The 19,303-nt window shown below is 70.8% G+C and carries 16 protein-coding genes and 1 pseudogene; 9 read left to right on the top strand and 8 right to left on the bottom strand.

Annotated features, from left to right (window positions below; genetic code table 11):
• Positions 1-1,830, top strand: a 1,830-nt coding sequence (locus CCN35_RS20350) for a transglycosylase domain-containing protein (protein ID WP_086793833.1), incomplete at its 5' end; no start/stop codon positions are given.
• 120 nt (positions 1,831-1,950) lie between these two features.
• On the opposite strand, the gene CCN35_RS20345 is transcribed toward CCN35_RS20350, so the two are convergent.
• From CCN35_RS20345 to CCN35_RS20330, 4 genes are all read right to left on the bottom strand, one after another.
• Complete coding sequence (locus tag CCN35_RS20345; RefSeq protein ID WP_086793831.1) at positions 1,951-4,221, bottom strand: ATP-binding SpoIIE family protein phosphatase; 2,271 nt, start codon at positions 4,219-4,221, stop codon at positions 1,951-1,953.
• A 312-nt stretch (positions 4,222-4,533) separates the two neighbouring features.
• Positions 4,534-5,226, bottom strand: coding sequence for a cytidylyl-2-hydroxypropylphosphonate hydrolase (gene fomD / locus CCN35_RS20340; RefSeq protein ID WP_086793830.1), 693 nt, complete (start codon positions 5,224-5,226; stop codon positions 4,534-4,536).
• A gap of 71 nt (positions 5,227-5,297) precedes the next feature.
• The gene (locus tag CCN35_RS20335; protein WP_067397306.1) at positions 5,298-6,683 is read right to left on the bottom strand and encodes a class II fumarate hydratase; all 1,386 of its coding nucleotides are present in this window, start codon (positions 6,681-6,683) and stop codon (positions 5,298-5,300) included.
• Positions 6,684-7,018: 335 nt separating this feature from the next.
• Entirely contained in the window at positions 7,019-8,686 is a 1,668-nt protein-coding gene (locus CCN35_RS20330; protein WP_067397307.1) for a fumarate hydratase, read from the bottom strand.
• A gap of 201 nt (positions 8,687-8,887) precedes the next feature.
• Between CCN35_RS20330 and CCN35_RS20325 the strand changes: the two genes are divergently transcribed.
• Both CCN35_RS20325 and CCN35_RS20320 read left to right on the top strand, forming a co-directional pair.
• Complete coding sequence (locus tag CCN35_RS20325) at positions 8,888-9,589, top strand: DUF1707 SHOCT-like domain-containing protein (protein WP_086793828.1); 702 nt, start codon at positions 8,888-8,890, stop codon at positions 9,587-9,589.
• Between the two features lie 124 nt (positions 9,590-9,713).
• Positions 9,714-10,091 carry a WhiB family transcriptional regulator gene (locus CCN35_RS20320; RefSeq protein ID WP_067397309.1) on the top strand — a complete coding sequence of 126 codons (378 nt, stop codon included), beginning with the start codon at positions 9,714-9,716 and terminating at the stop codon, positions 10,089-10,091.
• A gap of 102 nt (positions 10,092-10,193) precedes the next feature.
• Here the strand turns inward: CCN35_RS20320 and glpX are convergent, their stop codons facing one another.
• On the bottom strand, positions 10,194-11,228 hold the full coding sequence (gene glpX, locus CCN35_RS20315) for a class II fructose-bisphosphatase (RefSeq protein ID WP_067397310.1): 1,035 nt from the start codon (positions 11,226-11,228) through the stop codon (positions 10,194-10,196).
• 124 nt (positions 11,229-11,352) lie between these two features.
• On the opposite strand from glpX, the gene CCN35_RS20310 reads away from it, so the two are divergent.
• A complete protein-coding gene (locus tag CCN35_RS20310; protein ID WP_067397311.1) occupies positions 11,353-11,934 on the top strand; it encodes a DUF4245 domain-containing protein in 582 nt (193 codons plus the stop codon).
• A gap of 162 nt (positions 11,935-12,096) precedes the next feature.
• Here the strand turns inward: CCN35_RS20310 and CCN35_RS20305 are convergent, their stop codons facing one another.
• Both CCN35_RS20305 and xseA read right to left on the bottom strand, forming a co-directional pair.
• Positions 12,097-12,360 (bottom strand): exodeoxyribonuclease VII small subunit, encoded by a 264-nt coding sequence (locus CCN35_RS20305; protein ID WP_067397312.1) that lies wholly within the window; start codon positions 12,358-12,360, stop codon positions 12,097-12,099.
• Positions 12,361-12,378: 18 nt separating this feature from the next.
• Positions 12,379-13,614: an exodeoxyribonuclease VII large subunit gene (xseA, locus tag CCN35_RS20300; RefSeq protein ID WP_067397313.1), complete on the bottom strand. Its 1,236-nt coding sequence runs from the start codon at positions 13,612-13,614 to the stop codon at positions 12,379-12,381.
• Positions 13,615-13,773: 159 nt separating this feature from the next.
• Between xseA and CCN35_RS20295 the strand changes: the two genes are divergently transcribed.
• On the top strand, positions 13,774-14,790 hold the full coding sequence (locus CCN35_RS20295; protein WP_086793826.1) for a 4-hydroxy-3-methylbut-2-enyl diphosphate reductase: 1,017 nt from the start codon (positions 13,774-13,776) through the stop codon (positions 14,788-14,790).
• Between the two features lie 82 nt (positions 14,791-14,872).
• Complete coding sequence (gene ppgK, locus CCN35_RS20290) at positions 14,873-15,622, top strand: polyphosphate--glucose phosphotransferase (RefSeq protein WP_067397324.1); 750 nt, start codon at positions 14,873-14,875, stop codon at positions 15,620-15,622.
• Between the two features lie 104 nt (positions 15,623-15,726).
• On the opposite strand, the gene CCN35_RS20285 is transcribed toward ppgK, so the two are convergent.
• Entirely contained in the window at positions 15,727-16,143 is a 417-nt protein-coding gene (locus CCN35_RS20285; protein ID WP_086793824.1) for a DUF6542 domain-containing protein, read from the bottom strand.
• A gap of 265 nt (positions 16,144-16,408) precedes the next feature.
• Here CCN35_RS20285 and ychF point away from each other — a divergent pair, with 265 nt between their 5' ends.
• The 3 genes and pseudogenes from ychF to CCN35_RS20270 all read left to right on the top strand — a co-directional run.
• Positions 16,409-17,497, top strand: coding sequence for a redox-regulated ATPase YchF (gene ychF, locus CCN35_RS20280; RefSeq protein ID WP_067397316.1), 1,089 nt, complete (start codon positions 16,409-16,411; stop codon positions 17,495-17,497).
• A gap of 432 nt (positions 17,498-17,929) precedes the next feature.
• On the top strand, positions 17,930-18,322 hold the full coding sequence (locus tag CCN35_RS20275; RefSeq protein WP_143631688.1) for a hypothetical protein: 393 nt from the start codon (positions 17,930-17,932) through the stop codon (positions 18,320-18,322).
• A gap of 758 nt (positions 18,323-19,080) precedes the next feature.
• Positions 19,081-19,303 (top strand): annotated as a pseudogene (locus CCN35_RS20270) (hypothetical protein); the annotation flags it as partial.

Here is a 19,303-nt window from a genome sequence, read left to right as displayed (position 1 = left end):
ATCACCCAGCAGTACGTCAAGAACTTCTACCTCAACCAGGACCAGACCATCACGCGCAAGGTGAAGGAGCTGGTCATCTCGTTGAAGGTGGACCAGAGGATGACCAAGGACGAGATCCTCGCCGGGTACATCAACACCAGCTACTACGGCCGGGGCGCCTACGGCATCCAGGCCGCCGCCCGGGCCTACTACCGCGTCGACGCCAAGGACCTCACCGTCGAGCAGGGCGCCTATCTCGCCGCCCTGATGCAGGCCCCGAGCCAGTACGACTGGGCCGTCGCGAGCGACACCGGCAGGAAGCTCGTCAAGAACCGCTGGAACTACGTGCTCGACAACATGGTCGAGCAGAACTGGCTGGACGCCGGCAAGCGGCGGGACATGAAGTTCCCCGTGCCCGAGGAACCCCGGCCCACTCCCGGGCAGGAGGGCCAGAAGGGCTACCTGATCACGCTCGCCAACCGGCAGCTCGCGCAGCAGCTGATGAAGGAGCAGGGCCTGACCCGGGCCGAGGCGGAGCAGGCGGTCGAGGCCCAGGGCTGGAACATCACCCTGAACATCGACAGCAAGAAGCAGGCCGCGCTGGAGAAGGCGGTCGAGACGGAGCTGACCGGCAGACTGGACCCGGACCGGCGCAAGGTCGACGGACACGTCCAGGCCGGTGCCGTCTCCGTCGACGTGAAGACCGGGAAGATCGTCGCCCTGTACGGCGGCGAGGACTACTTCAAGCACTGGCTCAGCAACGCCACCCGCCGGGACTACCAGCCCGCCTCCACGTTCAAGCCGGTCATCCTGGCCGCGGCCCTGGAGCACGACGCCAGGACCCAGGAGGGCCAGCCGATCACGGCGAGCACGATCTACGACGGCACCAGCGGGCGCCAGGTCGTGGACGGCGGCAGGAAGGTCGGCTTCGGCCCGCCGAACGAGGACGAGGTCGACTACGGGCCGATCACCGTCCAGAAGGCGATGAACCAGTCCGTCAACTCCGTCTTCGCCCAGATGGGCGTGGACGTGGGGATGACCAGGGTGATGGACACCGCCAAGCAGCTGGGCATGGACACCGAGGGCATGCAGGCGGTGCCCGCCCAGACGCTGGGCTCCATGGGCGCGAGCCCCCTGGAGATGGCCGGGGTCTACGCCACCCTCGCCAACCACGGCAGGAAGGTCACCCCGAGCATCGTCAAGTCGGCCGAGCAGCGGGGCCGCACGATCGAGATGCCCGACCCGATCGGCGAACAGGTCATCAGCCGCGAGGCCGCCGACACGGTCACCTCGGTCCTGACCGGTGTGGTCGACGACGGCACGGCCCGGAAGTCGGTGCGCGACAACCCGCTGCGCCGCGGCCAGCAGGTGGCGGGCAAGACGGGGACGTCCGACGAGAACAAGTCGGCCTGGTTCGTCGGCTACACGCCTGAGCTGGCCACCGCGGTGGGCCTGTTCGGCGAGGACGTGAAGCAGAACGGCAAGCACGTCCCGCTGTACGGGGCGCTCGGCGTGCCGCGCGTCAACGGAGGCGGCTTCCCGGCCCAGATCTGGGCCACGTACACCTTCAGCGTGATGGACGAGGTCAGCAGGTTCGACCTGGACACCAAGCAGGGAGCCGCGGTCCGGCCCTCGCAGACCCCCTCGGCCAGCGAGTCGCCGAGCGAGACGCCCTCGGAGACGCCCACCACCAGTGAGCCGCCGGTGTCCGAGACGCCGAGCAGCACCCCGCCGAGCGAGACGCCGTCGCAGACACCGAGCACGCCGTCGCAGACGACGAGCAGCGCGCCGCCGAGCGAGACGCCGACGGAGGAGGTCCCCGGCAACCCGCTCGATCCCGGCGACCAGTGAGCGACGCGAGGGGGCGCCCGGCCCTGCGGCCGGGCGCCCCCTCGCACGTCCGCCGGCTCAGGCCACGGGTCCGGCCCGGTACCGGCCCGGACCCGTGGCCTGATTCCCGTTCGGCTCCCGTCAGCTCCGGTTCATCTCGAACCAGACCACCTTGCCCGTGCTCAGCCGGGTCGCGCCCCAGCGCCGGGCCATCTTGTTCACCAGATACAGCCCACGGCCCTCCTCGTCCGTGACACGGGCCTGGCGCATGCGCGGCAGCTGCGGCACGTCGTCGCCGACCTCGCAGCGCAGCACGTCGGTGCGCAGCAGACGGAGGGTGACCGGGCGGGAGGCGTAGCGCACGGCGTTGGTGACGACCTCGCTGACCAGCAGCTCCACGGAGTCGGTGAGCTCCGGCAGGTCCCAGCGCTCCAGCGTCCGGCGGACCAGACGGCGGGCCTGGCCGGGGGCGGCGTCCTCCGGGTCCAGGGACCAGCACACCACGTCGCTCGGCGCGATCCCGTCGAAGCGGGCGGCGAGCAGCGCGATGTCGTCGTCCCGGTCGCCCGGGCCCAGCATGTCCAGGACCTCGTCGCACAGGGCCTCGAGCGGCGGCGGATGGTCGGGGCCGGTGAGCTGCGCGGTCGCCTGGATCCTCTCGCGCAGCTGCTCTATGCCCGTCCACACGTCCCTCAGCCGTGACTCGACCAGGCCGTCGGTGTAGAGGAACAGGGTCGCTCCGGCCGGGGCGTCCAGCTCCACGGCCTCGAAGTCGACCCCGCCGACCCCGATCGGCGCGCCCGCCGGCACCTGGAGCACCTCCGCCCGGCCGCCCAGGTACAGCAGCACCGGAGGCGGATGACCGGCGTTGGCGACGGTGATGCGGTGGTTGACCGGGTCGTAGACGGCGTACAGGCAGGTCGCCATGCGGTCGGTGCCCAGGCGCTGCGCCTGCTCGTCGAGGTGGTGCAGCACCTCCTGCGGCGGCAGGTCGAGGCCGGCCAGGGTCTGCGCGGTCGTCCGCAGCTGCCCCATGATCGCGGCCGAGGTCATGGAGTGGCCCATGACGTCGCCGACGACCAGGGCGACCCGGCTGCCGGGCAGCGGGATCGCGTCGTACCAGTCGCCGCCCACACGCGCGGTCTCCGCGGCGGGCAGATAGCGCGAGGCCAGCCGCACACCCGTGGGGTGGGGCAGCGTCTCGGGCAGCATCGTGCGCTGCAACTCGTCGGCGATGTACGCCTCACGGCCGTACAGCACCGCCTTGTCGATGCCCAGCGCGCTGTGCGTGGCGAGCTGCGCGGCGACCAGCAGGTCGTCGGGCTCGAACGCATGGCGCTCCGGACGGCGCAGGAACAGCGCGGCACCGATGACACGGCGCCGGCCGCGCAGCGGGGCGAGGATGGTGCGCCGGCCGTCGGGCAGCGTCAGCCCGGAGCGTTTGCCGAGGAGTTCGGCGAGAGCCGTCCGGGAGGCCTCCGTGTCCGTGAACACCGGCCGTACGCCCCGCAGCACCTCGCCCAGCGCGCTGCCCGGCCGCACCTCGCACAGCTCGCTGCTCACCGCCGACAGCTCCGCGGGCTGCTCCGGCACCGGCGGGGGCACGTACACGCCGTCGGCGCCGCGCTCCACCGGGATCCGGTCGGTACGGCGCAGCCGCAGCATGAGCGGACCCGTGGGCCGCTCGTCGCCCACCGGCAGGGGCTCGCGCAGATAGACGAGGATCGCGTCGGAGAAGGTCGGCACGGTGGCCCGGCACAGACCCATGACGATCTCGTCGAGGTCCATGCCGCGGGCGATCCGCCGCGTGGCCGCCCCCACGAACCGCAGCCGGTCCCCGTCCCGCCGCATGGGCGTGGGGCGTCCGGGCGGCAGTCCCCGGCCGGTACGGCGCTCCTTGCCGCCGGGGGGCAGGCCGCGCCGGGATCTGCGGCCCTGGCCGCCGGGCGCGCCCGCCGCCCGGGGCGCCTCGGCGTCCGTGCGGGCGGACGCGACGCCGGGTGTCCCGCCGCCGTCGGTTCCATGGGGCGTGCCTGCGTCTGTTCCGGTCTCGGCGTCGGGCGTCGCGCCCTCGGCCGGCTCCGCCTCGGCTGTCACGGTTTCGGTCGTCATGGCCTCAGCTGTCGTGGCCTCGGTTGTCGTGGGTTCCACGGCCATCGCCTCCGTGGCCGTCGCCTCTGCGGCCCTCGTCGCCGCGTCCGGCTGGGCCGGGATGCCCTCCGGAGCGGGACGCGGGCGGTGTGCGCCGGGCTCGGCGGACAGGGACTGGGAGTGCTCGGAGCCGGCGGCGCGGGACTGTTGCGGTAACGCCGAGGCCCCCGAGGGGGCGGAGGTGTGCAGGAGTGCCCCATGGGCGTCCGTGGGGCCGGTGCCCGTCTGGGAGTGGTCGAAGGAGGTCGGGTGCTCCGTCACGCGTGTCGAATCCATCCGTCCGGGGCCGCGCGCCGGGCGCGCGGTTCGTCCCGCCGAAGACCCGATACCCGGAATACATGCCCCAGGAACGGATTTCCGGCGTGGTCAGAGGCTGTTTCTGTGCCACCGGCGAACCGTCCGTGGCCCGCACGGGTGTTGCCGTCGTACACCTCGCTCACGTCCTGCCGCCCCTCGGTGACGTTCCGTCAGTCCCGGCCAGCGGTCCGGGAGTTGCTCCTGATCCTCGTTCGATTGTTCCGAATGTTGCGGAGGACGATCCTACGTTTTCGAACCGGGGGCGCATCAAGGGCCTCATGGGGCCGTGTGCGCGGGCGTACGGTCCCAGTCGTCCGGAAGCGACGGTACCGTCCAGGCGGGGTCCGGGCGCCAGTTCTGCCAGGACTCGCAGAACGGAGACCGCCAGGCGCGGATCACCTCCACCGCTTCCCGGCCGGCGGCCCTGACCCGCTCGGCGAGCTCGGCGTCCACCAGCCCGTCGTGCTGTGCCTGCGCGAACTCGTCCTCGTCGTGCCAGCGCCAACTGCGGTCCGGGCGCACGGAAATGTCCAGAAAGTAGTCCTCGGAGTCGACCCCGCCCGCCCAACGGGAGCGGGGTTCCTCCAGGTTGACGTACCAGTTCTTGAACCGCCAGCCCGGCTCCCAGAACAGCCACACCGACCAGGGCTCGTCCGGCCGGGCCAGCTTCAGCACACCGGTGCCGGACCAGCGGTCGCGCCGCACGGTCCGCGGCTTGGTGTAGCGCGACGCGAGCGGCTCCAGATGCACGGGGGTGCCGTCGGCGAGCACGGGTTTGACGCACTCGGTGCCGGGCGCCATCCACACGGCGAGCAGGTCCGGGTCGTCCCGTACGACGGTGACGGGGCGCACGATGTGGAAGCGTGCCCCGCCGTTCTCCCGGTACCGCCACAGAATCTGGCTGCCCGGGGCCCAGCGGGTCGTCGCACCGCCCGTGACCGCGCGTGTGATCGCTCCGTCGTCTGCCATGGGCAGATTTTAGGTGCCCGGGGCATCCGATGCCGCCGGGGAGTCAAGGGTTCACGCTCCGGCGTGAGAGGTCACGGGCGCGTCATCCGCAGGACGTCCAGCGCCTCGTCGAGCTGTTCGAGCGTGAGCTGTCCGCGCTCGACGTACCCGCTCTCGAGGACGGCCTGACGGATGGTCTTCTGCTCGGCCAGCGCCTTCTTGGCGACCTTCGCCGCCTCCTCGTACCCGATGTACCGGTTGAGCGGGGTGACGATGGAGGGGGAGGACTCGGCGTACTCCCGGGCGCGTTCCCGGTGGGCGACGATCCCGTCCACGGTGCGGTCGGCGAGCAGCCGCGAGGCGTTGGCGAGCAGCCGGACGGACTCCAGGACGTTCCTGGCGATGACCGGGAGCATGACGTTGAGCTCGAAGTTCCCGGAGGCCCCGGCGACGGTGACGGTGGTGTCGTTGCCGATGACCTGGGCGCAGACCATGAGGACGGCCTCGGGAACGACGGGGTTGACCTTCCCCGGCATGATGGACGACCCCGGCTGCAGATCGGGCAGGGAGATCTCGGCGAGCCCGGTCCGGGGCCCGGAGGCCATCCACCGCAGATCGTTGGCGATCTTCGTCAGTCCCACGGCGATGGTGCGCAGCTGCCCGCTGGTCTCGACGATGCCGTCCCGGGCGCCCTGCGCCTCGAAGTGGTCGCGGGCCTCGGTGAGCGGAAGCCCGGTGACACGGGCGACCTCCCGGATGACGGCGGCGGAGAACCCGGGCGGGGTGTTGATCCCGGTCCCCACGGCGGTCCCGCCGAGCGGCAGCTCGGCCAGCCGGGGCAGGGAGGCGTTCAGCCGCTCGATCCCGTACCGCACCTGGGCGGCGTACCCGGCGAACTCCTGACCGAGGGTCACGGGTGTGGCGTCCATCAGGTGCGTCCGCCCGGACTTCACCACATCGGCGAACTCCTCGGACTTGCGGGCAAGGGCCCGGGCGAGGTGGTCCAGGGCGGGGATCAGGTCGTGGAGGACGGCGGCGGTGGCGGCGATGTGGAGGGAGGAGGGGAAGACGTCGTTGGACGACTGCGACGCGTTGACGTGGTCGTTGGGGTGGACGTCCCGTCCGAGCCGCTCGCTCGCGAGGGTGGCGATGACCTCGTTGGCGTTCATGTTGGAGGAGGTCCCGGAGCCGGTCTGGAACACGTCGACCGGGAAGTGCTCGTCCCACTTGCCCTCGGCGACCTCCGCCGCCGCCTCCTGGATCGCCTCGGCGACGTCCCTGTCGAGCACCCCGAGTTCCGCGTTGACCTTGGCCGCGGCGCCCTTGATCCGGGCCAGCGCCGCGATGTGCGCCCGTTCGATCCGCTGCCCGGAGACGGGGAAGTTCTCGAGGGCACGCTGTGTCTGGGCCCGCCACTTGGCGTGGACGGGGACCCGGACCTCACCCATGGAGTCGCGCTCGATGCGGTATTCGCTCATGCCGGGTACAGCGTGGGAGAGGGGTGCGGATGTTCCGCCGGGTACACCGAACGGAGGACTTCCGGCCCGTGTCCGCCGTTCTGCGTTCTTTCGTGCCTCCGGTTCCCCGCCCCGGCTCGTCCCTGGTGTCTCCGGCTCGTCCACGGGGCTGCGCTCCCGGGCCCCTGCCGCCGGCCGGAACGGCTCCGCCCCCGACCTCCCGGCAGGGTGCCGGGACATCAGGGGCGGAACCCCGCCGGGACGCACGGGCGGGGCCTCGGAACAGGAGCCCTCTTCCGGGCTTCAGGGGCTTCCGGGTCTTCCGGGTCTTCCGGGCCCTTCGGCCGGACTCCCCGTCACTCCAGCCCCGGACCCCGCACCGGGATCGACGTGAACGTCGGCTGCGGCGACGGGTCGGTGAAGAAGTCGTTCCCCTTGTCGTCGACGACGATGAACGCCGGGAAGTCCTCCACCTCGATCTTCCAGACCGCCTCCATGCCGAGTTCCTCGTACTCCAGCACCTCCACCTTCTTGATGCAGTCCTGGGCCAGACGGGCCGCGGGACCGCCGATGGACCCCAGGTAGAAGCCGCCGTACTTGGCGCAGGCGTCCGTGACCTGCTTGCTCCGGTTCCCCTTGGCCAGCATCACCTTCGAACCCCCCGCCGCCTGGAACTGCTCGACGTAGGAGTCCATCCGCCCGGCCGTGGTCGGACCGAACGAGCCCGAGGCGTAGCCCTCGGGGGTCTTCGCCGGCCCGGCGTAGTACACCGGGTGGTCCTTGAGGTACTGCGGCATCTCCTCGCCCGCGTCCAGCCGCTCCTTGATCTTCGCGTGGGCGATGTCCCGCGCCACGACCAGCGGACCGGTCAGCGACAGCCGGGTCTTCACGGGGTACTTGGTCAGCTCCGCGAGGATCTCGTCCATCGGACGGTTCAGGTCGATCCTGACCACGTCGTCGTCGGACAGCTGCTCCTCGGTGGTGTCCGGCAGGAACCGCGCCGGGTCCTTCTCCAGCTGCTCCAGGAACACGCCCTCGGGCGTGATCTTCGCCAGCGCCTGCCGGTCCGCCGAGCAGGACACCGCGATCGCGACCGGGCAGGACGCGCCGTGCCGCGGCAGACGGATCACCCGCACGTCGTGGCAGAAGTACTTGCCGCCGAACTGCGCCCCGATGCCGATCCTCTGCGTCAGCTCGAAGACCTTCTCCTCCATCTCCTTGTCCCGGAAGCCGTGACCGAGAGGAGAGCCTTCGGTGGGCATGTTGTCCAGGTAGTGCGCGGAGGCGTACTTGGCGGTCTTGAGCGCGAACTCCGCGGAGGTGCCGCCGACCACGATCGCCAGGTGGTACGGCGGGCAGGCGGCCGTGCCCAGCGAACGGATCTTCTCCTCCAGGAACTTCATCATGGAGGCCTCGTTCAGGACGGCCTTCGTCTCCTGGTACAGGAAGGACTTGTTGGCCGAGCCGCCGCCCTTGGCCATGAACAGGAACTTGTAGGTGTCGCCGTCCGTCGCGTACAGCTCGATCTGGGCGGGGAGGTTGTTGCCGGTGTTCCTCTCCTCCCACATGGTGAGCGGGGCCATCTGCGAGTAGCGCAGATTCAGCTTGGTGTAGGCGTCGTAGATGCCCCGGGAGAGGGCCTTCTCGTCCTCGCCCTCCGTGAGCACGTTCTGCCCGCGCTTGCCCATCACGATCGCCGTACCGGTGTCCTGGCACATGGGCAGCACGCCCGCGGCGGCGATGTTGGCGTTCTTGAGCAGGTCCAGGGCGACGAACTTGTCGTTCGCCGACGCCTCGGGGTCGTCGATGATGCGGCGCAGCTGGGCGAGGTGGGCCGGGCGCAGATAGTGCTGGATGTCGCGGATGGCCTCCTCGGCCAGCCTGCGCAGCGCCTCCGGCTCGACCTTGAGGAACGTACGCCCGTCGGGCCCCTCGACGGTGGAGACGCCCTCGGACGTCACCAGCCGGTACGGGGTGGTGTCCTCACCCTGCGGGAGCAGATCGGTGTACGCGAACTCCGGCATCGCAGCCCATTCCTCACTCGACAGACGGCTGCCCGCCTGTGCCGGCGGGCAGCACCAGCGTAGGACCTGCCGCGGACGGTGGACCTGTGAGGTCCGGCTCAGTTGCCGCCCGGTGCCGGTCCGGCGCGATCCGTTCGCCCTCGACCCTAGTCGCGATCTATCGCGTTTGGGTACCCTGCTGCCGTGGACCTTGAGAAGCAGGTGGACCTTCAGAAGCGGAACGAACCGCGCGCGGCCGCGGCCCCCGCACCCGTCGCCGAGCTGCGCGCCTCGGACGCCGACCGTGACCGTGTCGCCGACATTCTGCGCGAGGCCCTGGCCGAGGGCCGTCTGACCGCCGAGGAGCACGCCGAGCGAGTGGAGGGGGTGCTGAACGCCAAGACGGTCGGTGAGCTGGAGGTCTTCATCAAGGACCTGCCCGCCGCCCACCAGGGGCGCAGCACCTCGGAGCACACCTTTGCACCCCACCGCCCGGTGGCCGGCGCGATACCTCCCGTCGCCGACGAGAACGTGGTGGCGGTGTTCAGCGCGGCCACGCGCAAGGGCCGCTGGCGCCCCGGACGCCGGCTGCACGCGTACGCGGTCTTCGGCAATGTGGAGATCGACCTCAGCGAGGCGATCTTCGAGTACCAGCAGGTGGTGATCAAGGCCGTCTCGGTCTTCGGCGACGTGCAGATCCGCGTCCCGGAGAACGTGTCGCTGCGCGGCACCGGCGGCGGCGTCCTCGGCAACTTCGAGGTGCGCCCCCTGGACGCGGCCGACTCCGAGGCGCCCGTCGTCTACATCGACGGCTGGGCGGTCCTGGGCAATGTCGAAGCGCGGCCCAAGCGGGGCAGGCTCGTCGCCGACATCCTCGACCGGGTGCAGCGCAAGGCCGAGAAGCATCTGCGCAAACACCTCTGAGACATCCCCGACCGACCGCACGGTCCGGAACTCAGTGCATAGGCGCGCGCACAGCGGGTAGACCTTGCTGCATCGTCTCTCGGAGCACTCCTCCATCCCGCGAAGCCGTCGTCAGGAGAAGACCGTGCTGCAACCGCCGCATTCGTCCCTGCAGGTAGCTGCCATTCCGGCCCAGCGGGTGCCAGCGCGCAACAGGGACCAGGACGTGCCCTGGCACACCGAGGCGGTGTGCCGGCGCGACGAGGCCGGACTGTTCTTCGCGCCCTCCAAGGAGCCCACCGCCGCCCGGCTGTCGCGTGAGGAAGCGGCCAAGCGGGTCTGCGCCCGCTGCCCGGTCATGGTCGAGTGCCGCGAGCACGCGCTGCTGCAGCCCGAACCCTACGGCGTCTGGGGCGGTCTCACCGCCGCCGAGCGCCGTGTCGTCCTGGCCCGGCGCCGCCGCCGCGACCTGGAGATGAAGAAGGCGACCCGTGCCACGGGGCGCATAGCGGCAGCCGGCTAGGCACCGGACTCCTCGAGCGTTCCCCGGCACATGCGTGAGGCGCCCCCGCCGCACCGGGGGCGCCTCATGGGGAATGCCGTCGCGTACGCGGTGCCGCCTCGGCTACTTCGCGCGGTCGAAGTCGATCGCGCTGTAGGCGCGCAGCTTGCTCAGCCGGTGCTCGGAGTCGATCCGGCGGACCGTGCCGGACTTGGAGCGCATGACGATCGAGTCGGTCGTCGCCGTCTCCGAGCGGTAGCGCACACCGCGCAGCAGCTCGCCGTCGGTGATGCCGGTGGCGACGAAGAAGACGTTCTCGCCGGCGACCAGGTCGTCCGTGGTCAGGACGCGGTCGAGGTCGTGCCCGGCGTCGATCGCCCGCTGCCGCTCCTCGTCGTCCCGGGGCCACAGCTTGCCCTGGATCGTTCCGCCCAGGCACTTCGCGGCGCAGGCCGAGATGATGCCCTCGGGCGTACCGCCGATGCCGAGCAGCAGGTCGATGCCGGTTCCGTCGCGCAGTGCCAGGATCGAACCGGCCACATCACCGTCGGAGATCAGCTTGATCCGGGCGCCCGCCTCCCGGATCTCCTTGATGATCCCCTCGTGCCGCGGACGGTCGAGGATGACCACGGTGACGTCCTCGGGCGCGCCCCGCTTGGCCTTGGCGACCCGTTTGATGTTCACCGACACCGGCGCGTCGATGTCGACGAAGTCGGCCGCCTCCGGCCCGGTGACCAGCTTGTCCATGTAGAACACGGCGGACGGGTCGAACATCGCGCCCCGCTCGGCGGCCGCGAGGACCGAGATCGCGTTCGGCATGCCCTTGGCGGTCAGCGTGGTGCCGTCGATCGGGTCGACGGCGATGTCGACCTCGGGCCCGGTGCCGTCGCCGACGCGCTCGCCGTTGAAGAGCATCGGGGCCTCGTCCTTCTCGCCCTCGCCGATGACGACGACGCCGTTCATCGACACGGTGGAGACGAGCGTGCGCATGGCGCGCACCGCGGCGCCGTCGGCTCCGTTCTTGTCACCGCGTCCGACCCAGCGGCCCGCGGCCATCGCCGCGGCCTCGGTCACCCGAACGAGTTCCAGAGCGATGTTCCGGTCGGGCGCCTCGGAGGGAACCTCCAGCTCGGACGGCAAATGATGGTTCTCGGTCATCGGTGCGCACCTTTCTGATACGTCGACGGCCGGATGAGGGTGTGGTTCGACTCTAACGTCGAGTGCTCAAAATGAGCAGGGGACCCCACGAATGAGCGGATCGAGCGCCTGGGACGATGGAGACGTGGCAAGTGCGAACAGCAAGCAGAAGACGGTCCGGGACATGCTGCTCTCCCTGGCCGTGATCGGGCTCGCGGCGGGAGTCATCTACCTCTTCATCCCGCACGGAGGCGGTCCGCCCGACCTCAAGCGCGTCGACTACAGCGTCGAACTGGCCACGGCACGCCGTGCGGCGCCGTACCCGGTGGCCGCGCCCGAGGGGCTGCCCGACAGCTGGAAGCCCACCTCGGTCCGCTTCCGTCCCCATGAGAAGGACCACTGGCACCTGGGTTTCCAGGATCCCGACGGTCAATACGTGGCGATCGAGCAGTCCGCCGCGGACCGCAAGGACTTCATCGAGGACGCCAGTCAGGGCGGGCACGCCACGGAGGTCACCCAGAAGATCAACGACCGTACGTGGACCCGCTACACCGGCGGCCGTTACAACGCGCTCGTGCTGGAGGGCACCGAGGGGTCCACGACGGTGGTCACGGGCACGGCGTCCTGGGACCGGCTGACGGCGATGGCGAAGGCCCTGAGGATGGAGGAGGGGCCGGAGAAGCCGGAGAAGGAGACGGACAGGGAGGCGGAGAAGGCGTCGTCCTGAGCCCCCGGCCGGGGCTCACCCGGGGCCTGCCGTGAGGCCCGGGCCGTCCGAGGCCCAGGCCGTCGTGCGGTCCGGCCCGCCCTACGAGCCCGGCCCGGCCCGGTCCGCCGTGCGACCCGGTCCGCCGGGCGGCCCGCGGAGGGAGGGCTGCTCCTCCAGGGCCTACTTCTCCTGGGAGGTCCGTGCCCCCTCCTCGTCCTCTTCTGCCTCCTCCGCCTCCTCGGCCAGCGCCGCGTCCAGCCGGGCGCGCGCGCCCTCCAGCCACCGCCGGCACACCTTGGCCAGCTCCTCGCCCCGCTCCCACAGCGCGAGGGACTCCTCCAGGCTCGTGCCGCCCGCCTCCAGGCGCCGGACGACCTCGATCAGCTCGTCACGGGCCTGCTCGTAGCCGAGCGCCTCGTCCGCCGGGGATGCCTTGCCTGTCATGCGACCACCTTGTGTGTCCTATGTGCCGACTGCGTCCTCCGTGCCGACCGCGTCGGCACGGACCGTGAACTCGCCCTCGGCGACCCGCGCCCGCAGGGCCTCGCCCTCCGTCACCTCGGCCGGGGCGCGGACCACGTGCCCGTCGGCCTTCTGCAGCACGGCGTACCCGCGCCGGAGGGTCGCGGCGGGGGAGAGGGCCACCACCCGCGCGTGCGTGTGCGCCAGCTCGGAGTCCGCGCGGTCCAGCAGATGCCGCAGGGTGCGCCGGCTCCGGTCGAGCAGCGAGGCGATGTGCTCCTCCCGCTCGTCGATCATGCGGTGCGGGTTCTGGAGACTGGGCCGGGCGAGCGCATGGGCGAGCCCGCGCTCCTCCCGCTCGACGAACGCCTCCACGCACCTGCGGGCACGGTCCCGCAGCTGCCGCACCCGCTCGTACTCCTCGCCGACGTCCGGCACGACCTTCTTGGCGGCGTCGGTCGGGGTGGAGGCACGCAGGTCGGCGACGTAGTCGAGCAGCGGGGTGTCCGGCTCGTGCCCGATCGCGGAGACGACCGGCGTACGGCAGGCGGCGACCGCGCGGACGAGCTGCTCGTCGGAGAAGGGCAGCAGGTCCTCCACGCTGCCGCCGCCCCGCGCCACGATGATCACGTCCACGTCCTCGAGCTCGTCGAGCTCCTTGACGGCCTGCACCACCTGCGGGACGGCGTGCACGCCCTGCACGGCGACATTGCGCACCTCGAAGCGGACGGCGGGCCAGCGCTGCCGGGCGTTCTCCAGCACGTCCCGCTCGGCGGCGGAGGCACGGCCGCACACCAGCCCGACGAGCTGGGGCAGGAAGGGCAGGGGTTTCTTCCGCTCGGGCGCGAACAGCCCCTCCGCCGCGAGCGCCTTCTTCAGCTGCTCCAGCCGGGCCAGCAGCTCCCCGACCCCCACGAGCCGTATCTCGGCGGCCCGCAGCGACAGCTGCCCGCGCGGGGCGTACCACTCGGGTTTCGCGTGCACGACGACCCGGGCGCCCTCGCCGACGACATCGGCGATCGTGTCGAACACGTGCCGGTAGCAGGTCACGCTGACGGAGATGTCGTACGACGGGTCGCGCAGCGTCAGGAAGACCACGCCCGCGCCCGGCCGCCGCGACAGCTGCGTGATCTGTCCCTCCACCCACACGGCCCCGAGCCGGTCGATCCACCCCCCGATCAGCCGCGACACCTCGCCGACGGGCAGCGGGGCATCGGGCGACGTGGAAACAGCCATGTCCGCGAGCGTATCCGCCCTCACCGACAAAGCGTCCGGTCCGGCCCGTCCGATTGCGCGCGTTCCACGGGTTCCGCGCGTGGCGCGCGCCGTGCGCAAGCCCCCGCCCGCCCGGCCCCGTCCCCGGCTGCGATCTTCGGGCCGGGGTTCGGCCTTACCATGGGGGCCATGACTGCTTCGTCTGGCCGCCGCGTCCTGCTCGCCGCCCCCCGGGGCTACTGCGCGGGGGTGGATCGCGCCGTGCTCGCTGTCGAGAAGGCACTGGAGCAGTACGGAGCTCCCGTGTACGTCCGGCACGAAATCGTGCACAACAAGTACGTCGTCCAGACCCTGGAGAAGAAGGGCGCGATCTTCGTCGAGCGGACGGAGGAGGTGCCGCCGGGCAACATCGTGATGTTCTCGGCCCACGGCGTGGCCCCCTCCGTGCACGAGGAGGCCAAGCGCGGGCGTCTGGCCACCATCGACGCGACCTGCCCGCTGGTGACCAAGGTCCACAAGGAGGCCGTCCGGTTCGCCAAGCAGGACTACGACATCCTCCTGATCGGGCACGAGGGCCACGAGGAGGTCATCGGCACCACCGGCGAGGCCCCGGACCACATCCAGCTCGTCGACGGCCCCGAGGACGTCGACAAGGTCGAGGTCCGCGACCCCTCCAAGGTCGTGTGGCTGTCGCAGACCACGCTCTCGGTCGACGAGACCATGGAGACGGTCGGCGCGCTCAAGAAGAGGTTCCCGCAGCTGGTCTCCCCGCCCAGCGACGACATCTGCTACGCCACGCAGAACCGGCAGCTCGCCGTGAAGCAGATGGGCGCCCAGGCGGACCTGGTCATCGTGGTCGGCTCCCGCAACTCCTCCAACTCCAAGCGGCTGGTGGAGGTCGCCAAGCAGGCGGGCGCGGCCCAGGCCCACCTCGTGGACTTCGCCGACGAGATCGACGAGGCCTGGCTGGAGGGCGTCTCCACGGTCGGCCTGACCTCGGGCGCCTCGGTGCCGGAGGTCCTGGTCGAGCAGGTCCTCGAGTGGCTCGCCCAGCGCGGCTTCGAGGACGTGGAGATCGTCAAGGCGGCCGAGGAGTCCATCACCTTCTCCCTGCCCAAGGAGCTCCGCCGGGACCTGCGCGCGGAGGCGGCGGCCCTGGTCGCCGAGCGCGGAGGGACGGGCCCGGCGCAGGAGTGACGGCCGGGCACCACGGACGGGAGCGGTGGCCGGACGCCGCAGCACGGGGGTGACGTCCGGTTCCACGACGTACCGTGGTGCCATGCAGATCTTCGGCGTGGACATCGGCGGGTCCGGGATCAAGGGCGCCCCGGTGGACCTGGACAGGGGCGACCTGGCCCAGGAACGGCACAAGGTGCTCACCCCGCACCCGGCGACGCCCGACGGTGTGGCCGACGGGGTCAAGCAGGTGATCGACCACTTCGGCTGGACGGGACCGGTCGGACTGACGTTCCCGGGTGTCGTCACCGGTGGCTCCACGGTCCGTACGGCGGCCAACGTCGACAAGAGCTGGATCGACACCGACGCCCGTGCCCTGTTCGGCGAGCGGCTCGGCGGTCTGCCGGTGACCGTGGTCAACGACGCCGACGCGGCCGGTGTCGCCGAGATGCGCTTCGGCGCCGGCCGGGGCCGCAAGGGCACGGTCATTCTGCTGACCTTCGGCACCGGCATCGGCAGCGCCGTCTTCGTCGACGGTGTCCTGGTCCCCAACACCGAGCTGGGCCACCTGGAGCTGAACGGCCACGAGGCGGAGAAGCGGGCCTCCAGCAAGGTCAAGGAGGACCAGGGCCTGAACTGGGAACGCTGGTCGCGCCGGGTCCAGAAGTACCTCGCCCACGTCGAGATGCTCTTCAGCCCCGAGCTGTTCATCATCGGCGGCGGCGTCAGCCGCAAGGCCCACAAGTTCCTGCCCCACATCAAGGGCATCAAGGCGGAGATCGTTCCCGCCCAGCTGCAGAACAACGCGGGCATCGTGGGCGCGGCGATGCACGCGGCGGAGCAGCACGGCTGAGCAGTACGGCCTGAGCGGCACGGCCGGGACGGCGGAACGCCCGGGGACGGTGAGAGGCGCCCGGGCACCTCGACGGCAGGACGGCGAGGTGCCGCCGCACGGCCTCACGGCCGTGCGCGGCTCCGCACCGCCGCCCGCCGCCGCACCAGCGCCAGGACTCCCGCGAGCAGGGTCCCCGCGTACAGCCACGGCGCCTGGGTGGCGAGCACGGTCACCAGCCCCGGCAGCCTGCCGATAAGCCCCCCGCCCCCGTCGACCACCGGCAGCAGCCCCACGGTGAACCCGATCGGCGCCACGACGGGCGCGGTCAGCAGATCGCCCCGGCGCACCCACAGCGCGGTCAGCGCGCACACCGGCAGGAACAGCACGCCGTACGCGAGCGGGGATCCGTCGAGGAGCAGCAGGTCGGCAAGGCCCAGCAGGAGCATGGCGGCCCCGCAGAACAGCCCGGCGCCCAGGCCCGTCAGCCGCGGAGCGGGCCGCCGCCGCGGGACGCGGGCCGCGGCCGGCCTGGTGGGCACCGGCGGAGGCCGCACCGCCGACGCCCGCCGTGCCGCGGGGATCGGCGGTCTGTCGTGCCGTGGTCCGTGCTGCCGGCGTCGCGCCCCGTAGTGCTCCACTGGACCAACCTAGGTCTGTTTATGTGTCGAATAGGCCGTTTGACACGCCGGGCCCCGCATCCCGGCCCGGCGTCCGGACCGTCTCCGGGCCGGACCGCGACACGCCGTAGACTGGTGGATCGGCCGCCTGGCCCTTAAGTCTCCTCACGTACGGGAAGTCGTAAACGTGTCGCTCACGATCGGAATCGTCGGTCTGCCGAATGTCGGCAAGTCGACCCTCTTCAACGCCCTGACCAAGAACGACGTGCTCGCGGCCAACTACCCGTTCGCCACGATCGAGCCGAACGTGGGCGTCGTCGGCGTCCCGGACGAGCGGCTCGCCAAGCTCGCCTCGATCTTCAAGTCGGAGCGGATCGTCCCGGCGACCGTCGACTTCGTGGACATCGCCGGCATTGTGCGCGGCGCCAGTGAGGGCGAGGGCCTGGGCAACAAGTTCCTGGCGCACATCCGCGAGTCGGACGCGATCTGCCAGGTCATCCGAGCCTTCAAGGACGAGAACGTCGTCCACGTCGACGGCAGGGTCTCGCCCAAGGACGACATCGAGACGATCAACACCGAGCTGATCCTCGCCGACCTCCAGACCATCGAGAAGGTCCTGCCCCGGCTCCAGAAGGAGGCCCGGGTCAAGAAGGACGTGGCTCCGAAGGCCAAGGCCGTCGAGGAGGCCAAGGAGATCCTGGAGAAGGGCGACACCCTCTTCGCGCACGGCATCGTCCAGGGCACCGAGCGCGCCGCGCTCCTGCACGACCTGCACCTGCTGACCACCAAGCCCTTCCTCTACGTCTTCAACGTCGACGAGGAGGAACTGGTCGACGAGGACTTCAAGAACGAGCAGCGGGCCCTGGTCGCCCCCGCCGAGGCGATCTTCCTCAACGCCAAGCTGGAGGCCGACCTGGCCGAGCTCGACGAGGAGGAGGCCCTGGAGCTCCTGCAGTCCGTCGGCCAGGACGAGCCGGGCCTGGCCACCCTGGCCCGCGTCGGCTTCGACACCCTCGGTCTGCAGACCTATCTGACGGCCGGCCCCAAGGAGGCCCGCGCCTGGACCATCAAGAAGGGCGCCACCGCCCCCGAGGCCGCCGGTGTCATCCACACCGACTTCCAGAAGGGCTTCATCAAGGCCGAGGTCATCTCCTTCGAGGACCTCGTCGAGGCCGGCTCGGTCGCCGAGGCCCGCGCCCGGGGCAAGGCCCGCATGGAGGGCAAGGACTATGTGATGCAGGACGGGGACGTGGTGGAGTTCCGCTTCAACGTCTGACGCCCGCTCCCTGACCGGCCGAGCCGCCGGGCAGGGCGGAGAACTCCGGGTCGGGGACCGGACCGCGAGGTCCGGTCCCTTTCCGTCTTCCGGGTTCTCCTCTTCTCCAGGGATGATCCGGGTTCTTCAGGGGCGATCCGGGGCGGTGACCGGCAGGGTGCCGTCGACGGCCTGGCGGATGTGGTCGACCGTGCCGGGGCCGGTGCCGCAGGCCGGGTGCGTCGTTCACGGCGGTTACCGGGATCGCCGCAGGCTGTCAAGCCCCGAGTTTCAGCGGCATGACGCGACGAGTCCCGGCAGGGCCTACTTGAGACATGGGCCCATGCAGAGCGGCTGGTCCTCCGTACGGGACATGTGTCCCGCCGGAGAAGGGCCCGTGAACCGACAGGGCCGTTCAGCACCCCCGACCTTTCTCACTGGAGGAGACCCCACATGCCTCGTACTTCGTGGAAGCAGCGCCTTGTGATGGCCACTGCCTCGACCGCTCTGGCCGCAGGGGGTGCATTGGTGCCCACCAGTGCGTTCGCTGCTCCGGCGACGCCGCCCACCGGGACCGCGGCCGCGGCCGCAGTCGCCTACGGCGGGCACGGGGGTCACGGTGGTGGTCACGGCGGTCATGGCGGTCACGGCGGTCATGGCAAGTACGGCAAGCACGGCCATGGAAAGCATAAGAAGCACAACAAGTACGACAAGTATGACTATGGCCGTCAGCAGGGTGCCGCAAATGGCAGCAACAACGGCTCCGTCATCGTCATCGTCATCGGGGACAACAACACCGTCAACGGCAACGGGAACGGAAATGGGAGCGGGAACGTTCTGACCTGATTTCCCGCGGAGAGCGGAGAGTCAACGGCCCGGCTGGGCGGAAATGCCCAGCCGGGCTTTTGTGTGTCTGCAGGAAATTCGGGGGCGGGCCGTTGCGCGTGGTTCCGTGCCGCGGGCGGCAGGTGCGGAACGGAGGAGGGGGGCCGTCCGTCCGAGGGGCGTGCATGCGCCCGCTCGGGGTGTGTCGAATCCTTCTCCCGCCTCTGAGGACGTGCGCGGGAGGAACGAACGTGCTCATGCGCGGCAGCACTTGGGGTCTTGCTCGGTTCTCACCGTCCGCGCCGCCGTCCGCGCCGCTGTCGGCGCCGCCGTCCGCGGCGGCCACGGAACTCCTGCTCGTTCCTCGTCCCGGCAGGCCCGATGCCGTCCGGATGATGCGTCAGGAACGCCTGGAATTCATGTACTTGATGGCTGCTCGGGAATGGCCCGACTGTCGTCGTGGCTGCCGGTGCCTCGCATGGTCGGGGTGGCCGGAGGTGATCCTCGGGCTTTTAGTCGATGCCTTCGACGGCGTCAAGTCCCGAGTCCTCGGAGCGTGACGGTTTCTCTTTGATCAAGCTCAATGGAAGTGCGGAACTCACCGGGAAGGAAATGAGGCCGCAGGGTGCGGAGGACATCCTCGACGAGGATTCTCCCTCTCACTGGACCACCGGCCGTTCCGGCACGGCGGTCCCGGTCGGAGTCGGCCCGCCGACCACCGCCCTGAAATCTCGGGGCGGTCCGGAAAACCATTTCAGAAAATCCAGAAGGAGAAACACATGATGCGTAACGCTCGTACGCGCAAGGACACCACCTCCAAGCGGCGGGGATTCCGCCTCGCGATGGTCTTCGCCTCGGCCGCTCTGATCACCGGAGGCGCCGCTCTTCCGGCGTCCGCCGCGACGGAGTCCGCGAGCCACTCCGCGGCCTCGAGCGTCGTCACCGGCGGCGGCTCCGGCGGTTCCGGCGGCGGCAGTGTCTTCGGCAACGGCGGCAGCGGTG

Source organism: Streptomyces thermovulgaris, assembly GCF_002155915.1.
Classification (GTDB): domain Bacteria; phylum Actinomycetota; class Actinomycetes; order Streptomycetales; family Streptomycetaceae; genus Streptomyces; species Streptomyces thermovulgaris.
Note: the sequence above shows the minus strand (reverse complement) of the source record. Positions and strands in the feature narration are given on the sequence as shown.